The 15,438-nt window shown below is 69.5% G+C and carries 12 protein-coding genes and 1 pseudogene; 1 reads left to right on the top strand and 12 read right to left on the bottom strand.

Translation table 11 applies throughout. From position 1 onward, the window contains the following. Position 1: 1 nt before the first annotated feature. The 3 genes from OH768_RS32060 to OH768_RS32050 all read right to left on the bottom strand — a co-directional run bounded on the left by OH768_RS32060 (position 2) and on the right by OH768_RS32050 (position 2,384). The gene (locus OH768_RS32060; RefSeq protein ID WP_406459374.1) at positions 2-1,297 is read right to left on the bottom strand and encodes an extracellular solute-binding protein; all 1,296 of its coding nucleotides are present in this window, start codon (positions 1,295-1,297) and stop codon (positions 2-4) included. A 194-nt stretch (positions 1,298-1,491) separates the two neighbouring features. Continuing rightward, the gene (locus OH768_RS32055) at positions 1,492-1,779 is read right to left on the bottom strand and encodes a DUF3039 domain-containing protein (RefSeq protein ID WP_026178118.1); all 288 of its coding nucleotides are present in this window, start codon (positions 1,777-1,779) and stop codon (positions 1,492-1,494) included. 29 nt (positions 1,780-1,808) lie between these two features. Beyond that, positions 1,809-2,384 (bottom strand): YqgE/AlgH family protein, encoded by a 576-nt coding sequence (locus OH768_RS32050; protein WP_406459372.1) that lies wholly within the window; start codon positions 2,382-2,384, stop codon positions 1,809-1,811. A gap of 254 nt (positions 2,385-2,638) precedes the next feature. Between OH768_RS32050 and murA the strand changes: the two genes are divergently transcribed. Beyond that, positions 2,639-3,985, top strand: coding sequence for a UDP-N-acetylglucosamine 1-carboxyvinyltransferase (gene murA, locus OH768_RS32045; protein WP_043679363.1), 1,347 nt, complete (start codon positions 2,639-2,641; stop codon positions 3,983-3,985). A 105-nt stretch (positions 3,986-4,090) separates the two neighbouring features. Here murA and OH768_RS32040 read toward each other — a convergent pair whose 3' ends face one another. The 9 genes and pseudogenes from OH768_RS32040 to OH768_RS32000 all read right to left on the bottom strand — a co-directional run. Continuing rightward, complete coding sequence (locus OH768_RS32040) at positions 4,091-4,372, bottom strand: HU family DNA-binding protein (RefSeq protein WP_019056394.1); 282 nt, start codon at positions 4,370-4,372, stop codon at positions 4,091-4,093. A 405-nt stretch (positions 4,373-4,777) separates the two neighbouring features. After that, positions 4,778-6,205, bottom strand: a complete 1,428-nt coding sequence (locus tag OH768_RS32035) for an NAD-dependent malic enzyme (protein ID WP_406459369.1) — start codon at positions 6,203-6,205, stop codon at positions 4,778-4,780. 328 nt (positions 6,206-6,533) lie between these two features. Further along, a complete protein-coding gene (locus tag OH768_RS32030) occupies positions 6,534-8,870 on the bottom strand; it encodes a HelD family protein (protein WP_406459367.1) in 2,337 nt (778 codons plus the stop codon). A 152-nt stretch (positions 8,871-9,022) separates the two neighbouring features. Continuing rightward, a complete protein-coding gene (locus OH768_RS32025) occupies positions 9,023-9,784 on the bottom strand; it encodes an anti-sigma factor family protein (protein WP_406459365.1) in 762 nt (253 codons plus the stop codon). A gap of 38 nt (positions 9,785-9,822) precedes the next feature. After that, positions 9,823-10,344 (bottom strand): sigma-70 family RNA polymerase sigma factor, encoded by a 522-nt coding sequence (locus OH768_RS32020; protein ID WP_019056398.1) that lies wholly within the window; start codon positions 10,342-10,344, stop codon positions 9,823-9,825. Between the two features lie 329 nt (positions 10,345-10,673). Continuing rightward, positions 10,674-11,267 carry a CGNR zinc finger domain-containing protein gene (locus OH768_RS32015; protein ID WP_406459363.1) on the bottom strand — a complete coding sequence of 198 codons (594 nt, stop codon included), beginning with the start codon at positions 11,265-11,267 and terminating at the stop codon, positions 10,674-10,676. Between the two features lie 340 nt (positions 11,268-11,607). Further along, positions 11,608-12,768, bottom strand: coding sequence for a uroporphyrinogen-III synthase (locus OH768_RS32010; RefSeq protein WP_406459361.1), 1,161 nt, complete (start codon positions 12,766-12,768; stop codon positions 11,608-11,610). 127 nt (positions 12,769-12,895) lie between these two features. Beyond that, positions 12,896-14,251, bottom strand: a complete 1,356-nt coding sequence (locus OH768_RS32005; protein ID WP_406465523.1) for a nitrate/nitrite transporter — start codon at positions 14,249-14,251, stop codon at positions 12,896-12,898. Positions 14,252-15,169: 918 nt separating this feature from the next. Next, positions 15,170-15,307: pseudogene (locus tag OH768_RS32000) on the bottom strand (hypothetical protein); the annotation flags it as partial. Positions 15,308-15,438 lie beyond the last annotated feature (131 nt).

Here is a 15,438-nt window from a genome sequence, read left to right as displayed (position 1 = left end):
CTCAACCCGCGGAGCTGAACGCGGAGTTCATCTTCTTCGCCGCGTCCTTCGAAGCCGCCGCCACGCTCTTCTTCCCGCTGATGACCTCTTGCAGCATCGTCGGCAGCACCAGCGAGGAGTCGATCTCGGACCAACCCGGCGACGCGGGAACGAACTTGGTGCCGGCGGCCAGGGTCTGCACGAAGGGCTTCTCGAACGGCACCTTCGCGGCGGCGGCGTCGCGGACGTCGGTGAACGTCGGCAGGAAGCCCATCGCCTCGAACATCGAGGCCTGTGTCGCCTTCGAGGTGAGCTGCTCCATGAGGTCCACCGCGAGTGTGCGGTGCGAAGTGCTCTTCAGGACACCGATGTTGTTGCCGCCGGCGAACGCGGGGGCGACCGAGCCGGACGCGACTCCCGGCAGCGGGACGACCGCGTACTTGCCCTTGACCTTGCCGGCCTCGACAGCGCTGTGGCTGAAGTCGCCGCCGATCGCCATGCCCGCCTTGCCTGCCGCGAACGCGGTGATCGTGTCGTTGCCGCCCATGACCGCGCACTTGGCGGCGGGACAGTTGTCGCTCGTGAAGAGCGAGGTGTAGGCCTTGATGCCCTTCTGGGCGGCGGCGCTGTCGATCGCGGAGGTGTACGTGCCGCCCTGGGCGGTGGCGAGTTCACCGCCGTTGGCCCAGACGAAGGGCATCGCGCCGTACGTGTAGGCACCGCCGACGACGAGGCCGTAGAGGTCGGACTTCGCCTTGTGGATCTTCCGGGCGGTGGACGCCAACTCGGCCATGGTTTTGGGGGGTTGGAGGCCGAGGTCCGTGAAGACGTCGGTGCGGTAGTAGAGGGCGCGGACGCCGACGTAGAACGGGGAGCCGTAGAGCTTGCCGTCGACCGTGACGGACTGCTTCGCGGTGGGGTCGGTGTCCTTGGCCTCGCTCCAGGCGCCGAACTCCTTGGTGACGTCGAGGAGTCCGCCGTCCTTCACATAGCCGGCCGTGTCGGTGTTGCCGTACTCCATGACGTCGGGCGCGGACTTCGGGTCGTTGAAGGCGGCCTTGACGCGCTGGGCGCGGGTGTCGATCGGGATGTACTCCAGGTCGACCCGGGTGTCTTTGTGAGCCTTCTCAAAAGCGGCGACTACGGAGTCGACGACCTTCGCCTTCGGGTCGTTGCCGACCTCTTGGAAGAGCCACACCCGCAGGGTGCCGCTCTGGTCGTCCTTGTCCGAGGACGAGTTGTCGGAGGTCTGGGGCGCGCAGCCCGCCACGACGGCGGCGGTGGCCAGGAGTAGGGCGAATCTGGGGGCGAGCTTCATGGAGCGTTCCTCCGGGAATCCGGGCGTGCGTTGCAACATATGCAATGGGCGTTTCGCTCTGCACAACACCACGGAGATTAAGGAGTAGATGAACGCGGCCACAAGAGGTCTCAACCACTTCGTGACACGCAAAAGGCCCTCGGGGCACGCCGAAGCGTGCCCCGAGGGCCTGGAAAGTCAGACCGGCCGAACGGCTACTTGTCGCCGCCCTTGCCCTTGTCGCCGTCCCCGCCCGAGCCCATGGACTCGTAGATCTCCTTGCACATGGGACACACCGGGTACTTCTTCGGGTCGCGGCCCGGAACCCAGACCTTCCCGCACAACGCCACCACAGGAGTGCCGTCCAGGGCGCTCGCCATGATCTTGTCCTTCTGGACGTAATGGGCGAAGCGCTCATGGTCCCCGTCGCCGTGCGACACCTGGGGCGTCGGCTCTACGAGGGTCCCCGTACCAGTCCCGCGCTCGGGCTCAAGAGTGCTCATACGGCCAAGGGTACTGAAGCCCACCGGCATCAGTTCAGCGAAGGGTCGTCCGGATAGGTCGCCACCATCGCGAGGTCGCTGCGCTGGCGGCGCAGCACCTCGCGCCAGAGCCGCTCCGGGGACGGCGAGGAGACGTCACCGGGCTCCGACTCGACGACGTACCAGGCGCCGTCCACGAGTTCGTCCTCCAGCTGACCGGGGCCCCAGCCGGCGTACCCGGCGAAGATTCTCAGTGAGCCGAGCGCCGAGGCCAGCAGTTCCGGCGGGGCCTCCAGGTCGACGAGGCCGATCGCGCCGTGCACCCGCCGCCAGCCGAGCGGGGCGCGCTCGCTGGACGACGCGCCGCCCGGGATGACGGCGACACCGAGGGCCGAGTCCAACTGGACCGGGCCGCCCTGGAAGACGACTCCCGGTTCGCCGGCGAGGTCCGCCCAGCCCTCCAGGATGTCGCCGACGTCCACAGGGGTGGGCCGGTTGAGGACGACACCGAGGGAGCCCTCCTCGTCGTGGTCGAGAAGGAGCACCACCGCGCGGTCGAAGTTCGGGTCCGCCAGGGCGGGTGTTGCCACGAGCAACCGCCCTGTGAGCGAGGACACCTCGGTCATGCCAGACATGATCCCGCATCTTCCCCGTGATGGGGGAGGCAATGCGGGTACCTGAGTGAACGCAGCTCAGGGCGCACTGAAGCGTCCGACGCGCACACCACCCGCCCGGTGACCCCATGTGCCCGATTGAGAACGGTTCGTGTTGTGACACAGCTATGACGTAGCTGAGGGGTCCTCGGGCTTTCTGAAGGGGGGTGGGCGGCCATTACGCTTACGTCTTCGGCCCCTGCCCAACTCCACGGAACGCGAGATTCATGACCGTCAACGGCTCAGACGACGTACTGCTTGTCCACGGCGGAACCCCGCTGGAGGGCGAGATCCGTGTCCGCGGTGCGAAGAACCTCGTACCGAAGGCCATGGTCGCCGCCCTGCTGGGCAGTGAGCCAAGTCGACTGCGCAACGTACCGGACATCCGAGACGTTCGGGTCGTACGCGGACTGCTGCAACTGCACGGGGTGACGGTCCGTCCGGGTGAGGAGCCGGGCGAGCTGGTGCTCGATCCGTCGCACGTCGAGAGCGCCAACGTCGCCGACATCGATGCCCACGCGGGCTCGTCACGCATCCCGATCCTGTTCTGCGGTCCGCTCCTTCACCGGCTCGGCCACGCGTTCATCCCGGGTCTGGGCGGCTGTGACATCGGCGGCCGGCCGATCGACTTCCACTTCGAGGTGCTGCGGCAGTTCGGCGCGAAGATCGAGAAGCGGGCGGACGGGCAGTATCTGGAGGCGCCGCAGCGGCTGCGCGGTACGAAGATCCAGCTGCCGTACCCGTCCGTGGGCGCGACCGAACAGGTGCTGCTGACGGCGGTGTTGGCGGAGGGCGTCACCGAACTCGCCAACGCGGCCGTGGAACCGGAGATCGAAGACCTCATCTGCGTACTGCAGAAGATGGGCGCGATCATCGCCATGGACACCGACCGGACGATCCGCATCACCGGTGTGGACTCGCTCGGTGGCTACACCCACGCGGCCCTCCCGGACCGCCTGGAGGCCGCGTCCTGGGCGTCCGCGGCGCTGGCGACCGAGGGCAACATCTACGTCCGGGGCGCGCAGCAGCGCTCGATGATGACGTTCCTCAACACCTACCGGAAGGTGGGCGGCGCCTTCGCGATCGACGACGAGGGCATCCGCTTCTGGCACCCCGGCGGGCAGTTGAAGTCCATCGCGCTCGAAACGGACGTGCACCCGGGCTTCCAGACGGACTGGCAGCAGCCGCTGGTCGTCGCCCTGACGCAGGCGACCGGCCTCTCCATCGTCCACGAGACCGTCTACGAGTCCCGGCTCGGCTTCACCTCCGCGCTCAACCAGATGGGCGCGCACATCCAGCTCTACCGCGAGTGCCTCGGCGGTTCGCACTGCCGCTTCGGCCAGCGCAACTTCCTCCACTCGGCAGTCGTCTCGGGCCCGACCCGCCTCCAGGGCGCCGACCTGGTCATCCCCGACCTCCGCGGCGGCTTCTCGTACCTCATCGCGGCCCTCGCGGCCCAGGGCACGTCCCGCGTCCACGGCATCGACCTCATCAACCGCGGCTACGAGAACTTCATGGAGAAGCTCGTGGAGCTGGGCGCGAAGGTCGAACTCCCGGGCAAGGCCCTGGGATAGCCGTAAAGAAGTGCTCCTACGACGATGGGGCGGCCACCCTGACCGGGTGGCCGCCCCATTCGCGTTACTGAGCCTCGTACGCAATCCCGTCGCGCACGCGAAGGCCTACTTGCCCTTGGCGGCTTCCTTGAGCTTCGAGCCCGCGGACACCTTGACGCTGTAACCGGCGGGGATGTTGATCGGGTCGCCGGTCTGCGGGTTGCGCGCGGTGCGAGCGGCACGGTGGGTGCGCTCGAAGGTCAGGAAGCCGGGGATGGTGACCTTCTCGTCACCCTTGGAAACGATCTCGCCGACGGTCTCGGCGAACGCGGCCAGAACGGCGTCGGCGTCCTTGCGGGTCACCTCGGCACGGTCGGCCAGCGCGGCCACCAGCTCACTGCGGTTCATGTTGTTACTCCCGTGTTCTTCTTGCCGTTTGAGGCGTGCCACGCGGCGGAGCCGCATATCGGGCACGGTGAAGCCGATGCTGCCAGGGTCCTCGGTGAGTCCCCGGACCCGGGTCCGTCGTCCAGACCCTCGCGCCCGAAGACGCATCCTGCCCCTACCTGCGGCGGGAAAGCCAATCCGGCACCCGTAGGAGTCGCGAGAACACCCTTGGGAGTCACACGAAGAGCGCCACCGCGTCAGCGTGGTGACGCTTCGTCCGCTCCCGGCGGCGAGGGCCGGGCCTGGAAGGCCCGAAGCCTGGCCGCCACGATAAACGGCCGCCCAAGGCCCCGGGTTCCGCGACGCGCCGATGCGCGGGCGACCGTGGCGATCCTCACAGCCGCCGCACACACGCGGCCTGATGGGCTACGACGCCGAGGGCGCCGCCGCTCCCGCCGCCTTCGCGGCCTCGCGGACCGCACCGGCCACCGCACCGGCGACCTTGTCGTTGAAGACGCTGGGGATGATGTAGTTCGCGTTCAGCTCGTCCTCGGTCACCACGTTCGCGAGTGCGGTCGCGGCGGCGAGCATCATCTCGGTGTTGACGGTGCGGGACTGGGCGTCCAGCAGACCGCGGAAGACACCCGGGAAGACCAGCACGTTGTTGATCTGGTTCGGGAAGTCCGAGCGGCCGGTGGCGACAACCGCCGCCGTCTGACGGGCGATTGCCGGGTCGACCTCGGGGTCGGGGTTCGCGAGCGCGAACACGATCGCGCGCTCGGCCATCGCGGCCACGTCGTCGCCGTCGAGGACGTTCGGGGCGGAGACGCCGATGAAGACGTCGGCGCCGCGCACGGCCTCCTTCAGCGTGCCCGTCAGGCCCTCAAGGTTGGTGTTGTCGGCGATCCAGCGCAGCGGCGAGTCGGCCTTGGCCTCCACCAGGTCCTCGCGGCCGGCGTGCACGACACCGTGGATGTCGGCCACGACCGCGTTCTTGACGCCGGCGGCGAGCAGCAGCTTGAGGATGGCCGTACCGGCCGCGCCCGCGCCGGACATGACGACCCGGATGTCACCGATGTCCTTGCCGGCGACCCGCAGCGCGTTCGTCAACGCGGCGAGGACCACGATCGCGGTGCCGTGCTGGTCGTCGTGGAAGACGGGGATGTCGAGGGCCTCGCGCAGCCGGGCCTCGATCTCGAAGCAGCGCGGCGCGGAGATGTCCTCCAGGTTGATGCCGGCGAAGCCCGGGGCTATCGCCTTGACGATCTCGACGATCGCGTCGGTGTCCTGGGTGTCCAGGCACAGCGGCCAGGCGTCGATCCCGGCGAACCGCTTGAACAGGGCCGCCTTGCCCTCCATCACCGGCAGCGCGGCCATGGGGCCGATGTTGCCCAGGCCCAGCACCGCCGAGCCGTCCGTCACGACGGCGACGGAGTTGCGCTTGATGGTGAGGCGACGGGCGTCCTCGGGGTTCTCGGCGATCGCCATGCACACCCGGGCGACACCCGGCGTGTAGATCATGGAGAGGTCGTCACGGTTGCGGATCGGGTGCTTGGACTGCATCTCGATCTTGCCGCCGAGGTGCATGAGGAACGTACGGTCGGAGACCTTGCCGAGGGTGACGCCCTCGATGCCGCGCAGCTGCTGGACGATCTCGTCGGCGTGGGCGGTGGAGGACGCCGCGATGGTGACGTCGATCCGGAGCTTCTCGTGGCCGGAGGCGGTCACGTCGAGGCCGGTCACCGAGCCTCCGTGGGACTCCACGGCCGTGGTGATCTGGGAGACCGCGGTTCCGCTCGCGGGCACCTCCAGACGGACCGTGATCGAGTAGGAGACGCTGGGCGCCGTAGCCATGGCCGACTTCCTCTGCTTTCACCGTTGAGCTGAGTACGCGCTCCGATGGTCGCACCTACTGCCCGGTAGGCGTTAGCCGCCCCCGATTGCGAACGTTTTGTTCGCGGCGACCCACAAAGAGATTCACCACAAGAAGAGGCCCGCGTCACTTTCCCGTGACGCGGGCCTCTCCTGTCGTTCAGTGACACCGACCCGCCATGCTCGCCTCGCGGCAAGTGGTCGCTCGTAGCGACGAAGGTTGGGCCCGGGGGCTTGGATCGGGCCGGTGTCACACCCAGGCTAACAAACGGATCCCGTAAGGCCATTCCCATCCCGCAGGTTCACAGAATCAGTCCCGCAGAAGATCCGGCACCCCGTTCGCGTCCGGCTCGTCGCGCTCGGCGGAGACGACCGTGAGCTGCTGGGTCGCGCGGGTGAGGGCGACGTAGAGGACACGGAGGCCGGCGGGCGACTCGTCGGCGATCTCCGCCGGCGATACGACGACTGTCGCGTCGTACTCCAGGCCCTTGGCCTCCAGGCTGCCGAGGGCGACGACCCGGTCGCCGAGACCTGCGAGCCAGCGGCGGGCCTCCTCGCGGCGGTTCATGGCGACGACCACGCCGACCGTGCCGTCCACCTGGTCGAGCAGCCGGGCCGCCTCCGCGCGGACCGACTCCGACAACGAGTTCCGTACGACGGCACTGTGCTCATTGTTCGTAGCCACGAAACGCGGCTTCACACCCGTCGAGCGGACCGCGGACGGGGACTCGGAGCCGGGCATCGCGAGGGCCAGGACCTTGGCCGCCAGCTCCGCGATCTCGGCCGGGTTGCGGTAGTTGACGGTGAGGGTGAAGCGGCGGCGGGGGCGGGAGCCGAGGGCCTCGTCGCGGGCCTCGGCCGCCTCGTCGGGGTCGGACCAGGAGGACTGGGCCGGGTCGCCGACGACCGTCCAGGTGGCGTGCCTGCCGCGGCGGCCGACCATGCGCCACTGCATCGGGGTGAGGTCCTGGGCCTCGTCCACGATGACGTGCGCGTACTCGACGCGCTCCTGGGCGAGCCGCTCGGCCCGTTCGCGCTGCGTCTCCTCGCGTACGGGCATCAGCTCCTCGAGGCCGGCGAGCTGGTCCAGCGGGTCCAGGTCGCGCCGCTTGCGGGGGCGGGCCGGGGTGCCGAGGATCGCCTGTAGTTCGTCGAGGATCGCCACGTCGTGGACGGAGAGTCCGTCCCGCTTCAGGGCGCGGGCGGTCCTGCGGACCTCGCCGGGGTTGAGGATGCGCCGGGCCCAGCGGCCGAGCTTCCGCTCGTCGGACATCGCCTCCAGGACGGCGCGCGGGGTGAGTTCGGGCCACCAGGCGTCGAGGAACGCGATGAACTCGTCCTCGCTCGCCACGTCCTCGTCGAAGGAGGAGCGCAGTTCGGCGGCGAGTTCGGGGTCGGTGTGCCGGCCGGCCGAGCCGGAGCGCTCCCACAGGGCGTCCAGGAGCAGCTTGCGGGCGCGCGGGCGCAGCATGTTGACCGGGGCCGTACCGCTGAGGGCGTTCTGCCGGACTCGCTCCAGGTCGGCGGCCTCCAGTTCGAGCCGGCGGCCGAAGGCGACGACCCGCAGCCTGGCCGGTGATTCGTTTGCTTCGAGGGCTCCGCGCGCGGCCTTCCGCAGTACGCGGAGCATGCGGTACGAGCCCTTGGTGCGGGCGACGGCCGGGGAGTCGTAGAGGGTGGCCTCGGCGCCGTCGACGAGCGAGCCGATGGCCCGGATGGCGACCTGGCCCTCCTCGCCGAGGGACGGCAGGACGCCCTCGGTGTACGCGACCAGCAGCGGGGTGGGCGAGACGATGAGGATGCCGCCCGCGTAGCGGCGCCGGTCCTGGTAGAGCAGATAGGCGGCGCGGTGCAGGGCGACGGCGGTCTTGCCGGTCCCCGGGCCGCCCTCGACGTAGGTCACCGAGGCGGCGGGGGCGCGGATCACCAGGTCCTGTTCGGCCTGGATGGACGCCACGATGTCGCGCATGGTGTGGCTGCGGGCCTGGCCGAGCGCGGCCATCAGGGCGCCGTCGCCGATGACGGCCAGCTTGTCGCCGTCGAGGAAGGCGGTCAGCTCGGGCCGCATCAGGTCGTCCTCGACACCGAGGACCCGGCGGCCCTTGGAGCGGATGACGCGACGCCGTACGACCCGGCCGGGGTCGACCGGGGTCGAGCGGTAGAACGGGGCGGCGGCGGGCGCCCGCCAGTCGATGACCAGGGGCGCGTACTCGGTGTCGAGGACTCCGATGCGGCCGATGTGCAGGGTCTCGGCGATGTCGGCCGTGTTGTCGTCGCGCACGGAGCCGTCGGCGGGTTCGACGGCGGTGTACGCGCCGTCGGGCCCCTTCTGGCCGTCCTTGCCGAGCAGCAGGTCGATCCTGCCGAAGAGGAAGTCCTCGAACTCGTTGTTGAGCCGGTTGAGGTGGATACCGGCGCGGAACACCTGCGCGTCGCGTTCGGCGAGCGCGCCGGGTGTGCCGACCTGGCCGCGCTTGGCGGCGTCGTTCATGAGGAACTCGGCCTCGCGGATCTTCTCCTCGAGACGCCGGTACACCCGGTCCAGGTGTGCCTGTTCGCCGCTGATCTCCCGGTCCCGTAGTGAATCCTGGGCGGATTTGTCGGACACCGCATCGAGCGCGGTCTCCTGTTGAGCCTGTGCGGCCACCGGGCCCCCTTCTGACGTGCTGGGCAGCCGTCAACCGTACGCGAAGGGAGGCCGCCGAGGCGAGGGGCCCGCCCGGCGGATCCTGACAAAGACGCGGGGTCCGGTGCGCGCCTGGCGCGCTCCGGACCCCGTCGAGCACAGTCGGCCGGCTGTCAGGCGTCCACTTCCACGAGCTTCTTGCCGTCGAAGGTCATGACCTCGAAGTGGTCGATCTGGTTGGGCGTGAGGGCCGCTCCGCCCTGGGCGTAGAGCGGCGCCTTGGCCTCCGCCTTGGTGGCGTTCGCGATGCCGTAACCCCAGGCCGGGACCGACCAGGAGCTCATGGTCTCGCGTTCGCCGTTCTTGCCGACGGCGATCAGGGAGCACTTCAGGGGGCCCTTGACGTTCTTGAGCTCCACGACTCCGAGGGTGCCCCAGTCCTTCTTGGTCATCGCCACGGTCGCGGTGACCTTGGTGCTCTTGTCCGTGGCAGTGACCTTGTCGGACAGAGTTTCGAAGGTGTCCTTCGCGGTCGCCGCGGCCACGGTGCCCTTCTGACCGGAGTCGTCACCGCCGTTGGCCGCGATGACGGCCAGCGGGCCTGCGATGATCAGGGCAGCCGCCGCGGCGATCATGTAGAAGCTGCGCCGGCGCTTCATGGCCCGGCGTTCACCTACGTCGTCGACCAGCCGCTCCACCAGCCGCGGGCTCGGCTTGGCGGACAGGGACTCACCGATCGCGGGGGTGCCGGAGCCCGGCAGGTCCGCGAGCGCCGCGAGCATCGGTTCCATCCCGGCCAGCTCGTCGAGCTGCTGGGCGCACCACTCGCAGGTGGCGAGGTGTGCCTCGAAAGCGGTTGCTTCGGCGTCGTCGAGAATCCCGAGGGCATAGGCGCCGACGGTCTCGTGTTCGTTCGAGCCCTGAGATCCCTGCATGGAACCAGGACTACCCGTTCCGTATCCCCCGTAAATGCTCATGCCGTCACCCCCCGCTCCTCCAGAGCAAGCTTCATCGATCGAAGGGCGTAGAACACCCTTGAGCGCACCGTGCCACTGGGGATGCCAAGCGTCTCGGCCGCCTCATTGACGGTACGCCCCTTGAAGTACGTCTCGACGAGCACCTCCCGGTGGGCCGGGGTCAGGTCGTCCAGCGCGTCCGACAGTGTCATCAGCCACAACGCCTTGTCGATCTCGTCCTCCGCGGGGATGACCTCCAGCGGCGACGGGTCCACCTCCTGCGGCCGGGCCTGCCGGCTGCGGTGACCGTCGATGACGATGCGCCGTGCGACCGTCACCAGCCAGGGTCGTACCGATCCGGTCGCCCGGTTGAGCTGGCCGGCGTTCTTCCAGGCCCGGATGAGCGTCTCCTGCACCACGTCCTCGGCACGTTGCCGGTCGCCGGCGACGAGCCGCAGCACATAGGCGAGCAAGGGTCCGGCGTGCTCTCGGTACAGGGCACGCATCAGCTCCTCATCAGGTTCCGAGGACTGGGACATGCGATGTCGGGCCCTCGGCGCTTGTTCATTGGCCACGACGGAATCCTTGCGCACGCCCACCTCCGGTGTCCGGGGGTTGCCCCGGTCGGTCGCTCAAGGAGAGGTACGCGGAGGGGTGGGCGGGTGTTCAACGTGAGGCGACAGTTTTCTTTGAAGTGACGTGACGAGCGGGACATGAGTGCACATTCCAGCCGTACGATCTTTACATTTCCACCACATCAGCAAGATCACGCGGGCTGCCCGTGCGACGGCTGAGTGAAACGCACTGTTGTCAAAATCACTTCATCAATTGATGATCCGTCACTTCACAGAAGCCGCATATGGGATTCTCAGGCTCGGGCGAGGGCCGCGCGCCGTCGGTGCCGGGCCACTCTTTCGCGGTTCCCGCAGACCTCACTGGAGCACCAGCGCCTCCTGCGTCCCCGTGACGTATCCAGGTACACGATGGGGCAGTTGTCGCCTTCGCACTCCCGCAGCGAGGCCCGCGCGACCGGGTCGGTGAGCAGCTCGACGGCGTCCCTGGCGATCACCGCGAGCAGCGCCTCGCACCCCGGCGGACCGGCCAACTCCCGCACCAGCACCCCGTCTTCGGCCTGTACGGCACGGGGTGCCGGGGGCTCGGCGCGGGCACGGTCGTTGAGGTGGGCGAGCGCGAGATCGTAGGACCCGCCCTCCACCGGCGGCCTGCTGCGCACCAACTGTCCGATCCGTCCCCGCAGTTCGCGGAAGCCGACGAGCCAGATCGCGTCGACGTGCGTGAGCCCGGTGGCCGCCGGGACGAGCCCGGAGCGGACGATCCACGCGCGCAGCGGCTCCGGTGCGTCGAGCCGTTCCTCGGGATGCGTGGTCGCGAGGAGATCCAGGCAGATCCGCCCGGCGTCGAAGCGCAGCTCGTACGGGGCCATGGTCGTACCCAGTGCCATGTGCCTGTCACCGCCTAGGGATTACCCCGGTCGGGAAACCGTTACCTCTACAGTGCCTGCCCGCTCGCGCGGCCGGAACCCCTCGTACCGAGCGCGCGTGGACGGCCGCGTATGCGCGTGCGCGGCTCGGCGATGTCGGGGCTGGCGCGCGGGCGGCCGTACCGGGGGTGGGTGTGGGCGGGGCTGGTGGCGTACGCGCTTGCTTTCCTCGTCTCGGCTCACTTCTTGACGCAGGCCGACAAAATGCAGCCCGTCCGGCGTTTGAGGACGAGGCCCTTTCGGGGCCGAAGCGGGGGCCTGGGGGCGGCAGCCCCCAGCAACGCCCGCATCAACCACCCGCTCAACCGTCGGAGTACTTCGCGTCGGCGGCGGGGTCCAGTGCCAACCTGTACCCCCGTTTCACCACCGTCTGGATCAGCTTCGGCGCACCCAGTGCCGTACGGAGGCGGGCCATCGCCGTCTCTACGGCGTGCTCGTCGCGCCCGGCGCCGGGGAGGGCGCGGAGGAGTTCCGCGCGGGCGACGACCCAGCCGGGGCGGCGGGACAGGGCGCGGAGCAGGGACATGCCGGCCGGCGGGACGGGCCGTAGCGCGCCGTCGACCAGGACCGCGTGGCCGCGGATCTCCACCCGGTGGCCCGCGACGGGCAGGGTGCGGGCGCGGGCGGGGAGTTCCTGGCAGAGGAGCTGGACGAGCGGGCCGAGGCGGAAGCGCTCGGGCTGGACCGTGGTGACGCCGTGGTTCTGGAGCGGGAGCGCGGTGACGGGGCCGACGCAGGCCGGGAGGACGTCGTGGTGCAGGGCGGCGAGGAGTTCGGGCAGCAGGCCCCGGGTCTCGGCGCGGGAGAGGAGCGAGGCGGCGGCCGGCGCGCTGGTGAAGGTCAGCGCGTCCAGGCCGCGCGAGACCGCCGCGTCCAGCAGCCGGTCCACCGGGGCGATGTCCTCGGGCGGCATCCACCGGTACACGGGGACCACCACGACGTCCGCTCCCCCGGCCCGCAACGACTCCACGAACCCGGGCAGCGGTTCGCCGTGCAGCTGTACGGCGACCCGGCGGCCGTCGACGCCCTCCTCCAGGAGCCGGTCGAGCACCTCGGCCATGGACTCGGACGACGGGGACCACTCCTCGGTGAGGCCGGCGGCCCGTACCGCCCCTTTGACCTTGGGCCCGCGGGCGAGCAGTTCCACCCCGCGCAGCCGGTCGAGGAGGGCTTCGCCGAGCCCCCATCCGTCGGCGGCCTCGACCCACCCCCGGAACCCGATGGCGGTGGTGGCCACCACCACATCGGGCGCCTGGTCGATCAACTCCTTGGTGGCGGCGAGCAGTTCGCTGTCGTCGGCGAGGGGAACGATGCGCAGCGCGGGCGCGTGCACGACCACCGCGCCGCGCCGCTGGAGCAGAACCCCCAGCTCGTCGGCGCGGCGCGCGGCGGTGACGCCCACGGTGAAGCCGGAGAGGGGGCCGTGGGGCGCGCTCTCCGGTCGCTGCGGTTGTTCGTACATGGCTCTCGTCCCGAACGTAGTCGTACATGCAGTCGTGCAGGGGATGGTGCGGCGGTGCCTACATGCCGAACGAGCCTGTCAACGGTGCGTGACAGGCTCGGTTCGACTTTATGTCGACGGTGTTACGTCACACCTCGGCATAGCTGAGCTGCGGCTTCGCCTCCGATGCGGAAGCTTTGGCCTGCGCCTGGGCGGTCGGGCGGCGAAGGTATACGGCCCAGGTGACCGCGAAGCAGAGGCCGTAGAAGGCGAGGAAGGCGACGAACGCGCCGGTTCCGGAGCCGTAGGAGAGGAAGGACTGGCGGAAGGCGAGGTTGATGCCGACGCCGCCGAGCGCGCCGACGGCCCCGATGAGCCCCATGGAGGCACCGGAGAGCCGCCGGCCGTAGGCAGCCGCCTCGTCTCCCTCAAGCCCCTTCGCGAGGGCCTTGGTCTGGAAGATGCCGGGGATCATCTTGTACGTCGACCCGTTGCCGAGCCCGCTGAGCACGAACAGGACGATGAACACGGTGACGAACAGCGGCAGCGACTTCTGCATGCTGGCGACGACCAGGATGGCGGTGGCGGCGGCCATGGCGACGAAGTTCCACAGGGTGATCTTCGCGCCGCCGTAGCGGTCGGCGAGCCAGCCGCCGACGGGGCGGATCAGCGAGCCGAGCAGCGGGCCGATGAAGGTGAGGTACGCGGCCTGCAGCGGCGTACGGCCGAACTGGACCTGAAGGACCTGGCCGAACGCGAACGCGTAGCCGATGAACGACCCGAACGTGCCGATGTACAGGAACGCCATGATCCAGGTGTGCCAGTCCCGCGCGGCGTCCTTGGCGGCGCCGGTGTCGTTCTTCACGGAGGTGAGGTTGTCCATGAAGAGGGCGGCGAGGGTGGCGGCGACGAGGATCAGCGGGATGTAGATCCCGAGGAGCACGCGCGGCCCGCCGCTGGCTCCGATGATCGCGAGGGCGATCAACTGGATCACGGGAACCCCGATGTTGCCGCCGCCGGCGTTGAGCCCGAGCGCCCAGCCCTTCTTCCGCAGCGGGAAGAAGGCGTTGATGTTGGTCATGGAGGAGGCGAAGTTGCCGCCGCCGATGCCGGCCAGCAGGCCGATCCAGAGGAAGGTGTCGAAGGAGGTCCCCGGCTTCATCACCACGAAGGCGGCGATGGTGGGGATGAGCAGCAGGCTCGCGGAGACGATCGTCCAGTTCCGCCCGCCGAATATGGCGACCGCGAAGGTGTACGGCACCCGGACGACCGCGCCGACGAGCGTGACCATCGAGGTCAGCAGGAACTTGTCGGCCGGGGTCAGCCCGTACTCCGGGCCCATGAAGAGCACCAGCACGGACCACAGGGTCCAGATCGAGAAGCCGATGTGCTCGGAGAGCACGGAGAAGAGCAGGTTGCGGCGGGCGACCTTCTCGCCGGTTTCCCGCCAGAAGGTCTCGTCCTCCGGATCCCAGTGCTCGATCCACTTGCCAGTGGCTGTCATGACGCCTCCACGGTGCACTACGGGGTAACGAGCGGTGATGCTTCCCGAAGGTAGGGAGGGCGGGTTTCCACGCTGTGGCTGTGAGTGACCGGAAGGGAACGTTGCTCTCACCGGCGGAGAGTGGGCGCGGTGAGGTCGTGCCGAGGTCTTCAGGGCAGCAGGCGCCGGCCGGTCTCCACGTCGGCGCAGTACAGGCGGATCTCCTTGCCGTTTCTGCTGCGGGCCCTGAACAAGGACACGGTCGCCGTCGAGCGGCACCGGCCGGAGGTCCGGCCGGAGGTCCGGCCGGATGGTGTGCGACGCCCACAGCGCGCGGCCGTCACGGAGCATGCCCACCCCGTCCCAGCCCGAGGCGAGCACATACCCGGGCCCGGCGGTGAGGTACAGCGGATTCCGTACGACCTGCTCGTACGCGCCCCGCATCGTCAACCGCCGCAGACCCCGGCTGCTGGGTCGCCTGCGGCACGGCACCCTCAATGAAGTGGTGTGCTTCCGACTCCCCAGCGACTCGGCCCGGTCCAGGCCCGCGTAGGCGAACAACTGGATCCTGCGCTCGCAGGACCGGGCGAACAACACGCGCCCGCCGTCGACGAGTTCGGGGTGTCCCCAGAAGTGCTTCAGGGCCTTCTCGGGGAACCGGGTCTCGGTGAGTTCCGCACCGGTGTCCGAGGCTCCTACGACGAGACTCTTGGGCCCGTAGTACCCGCTGCGCCAGCGGAGGAAGACGGCCGCGTCCTCGACACCCCCGGCCCGGCTGAGCAGCGTCCCGTCCCCTCCGCTCCGGATCTCGTCGCCGCTACGGCCGTGCAGTGCCCGGAAGCGACCGGCGTCCAGAATCACCAGCTCCCCCCGCACCATGAGCCCTTCGATCCCCTCGAACTCGTGCTCCCACAATGTCTCGCCGGTGAGCGCGTCGACGCCTGCGACCGATCCGCGTTCCTCGGACGTGCCGCTCCACACGACGAAGGTCGAATCGCCGATGGCGGCGACCCTGCACAGGACACTCTCGCGGCGGGTCCAGCGCGCCTTGCCGGTGGCCGTGTCCAACGCGGTGATCGCATCGCGCTCCGTCTCCTGCTGTACGGGAACGGCGACTACGGCACCGGCGACCCCACAGGCACGATCCGCATTCGCGAAAGCGACACCCCCGACACCATCCTCACCACCACACCCGCCGGCCTACGGCA

This window comes from Streptomyces sp. NBC_01622 (genome assembly GCF_045209635.1).
Taxonomy (GTDB): Bacteria; Actinomycetota; Actinomycetes; order Streptomycetales; family Streptomycetaceae; genus Streptomyces.
Note: the sequence above shows the minus strand (reverse complement) of the source record. Positions and strands in the feature narration are given on the sequence as shown.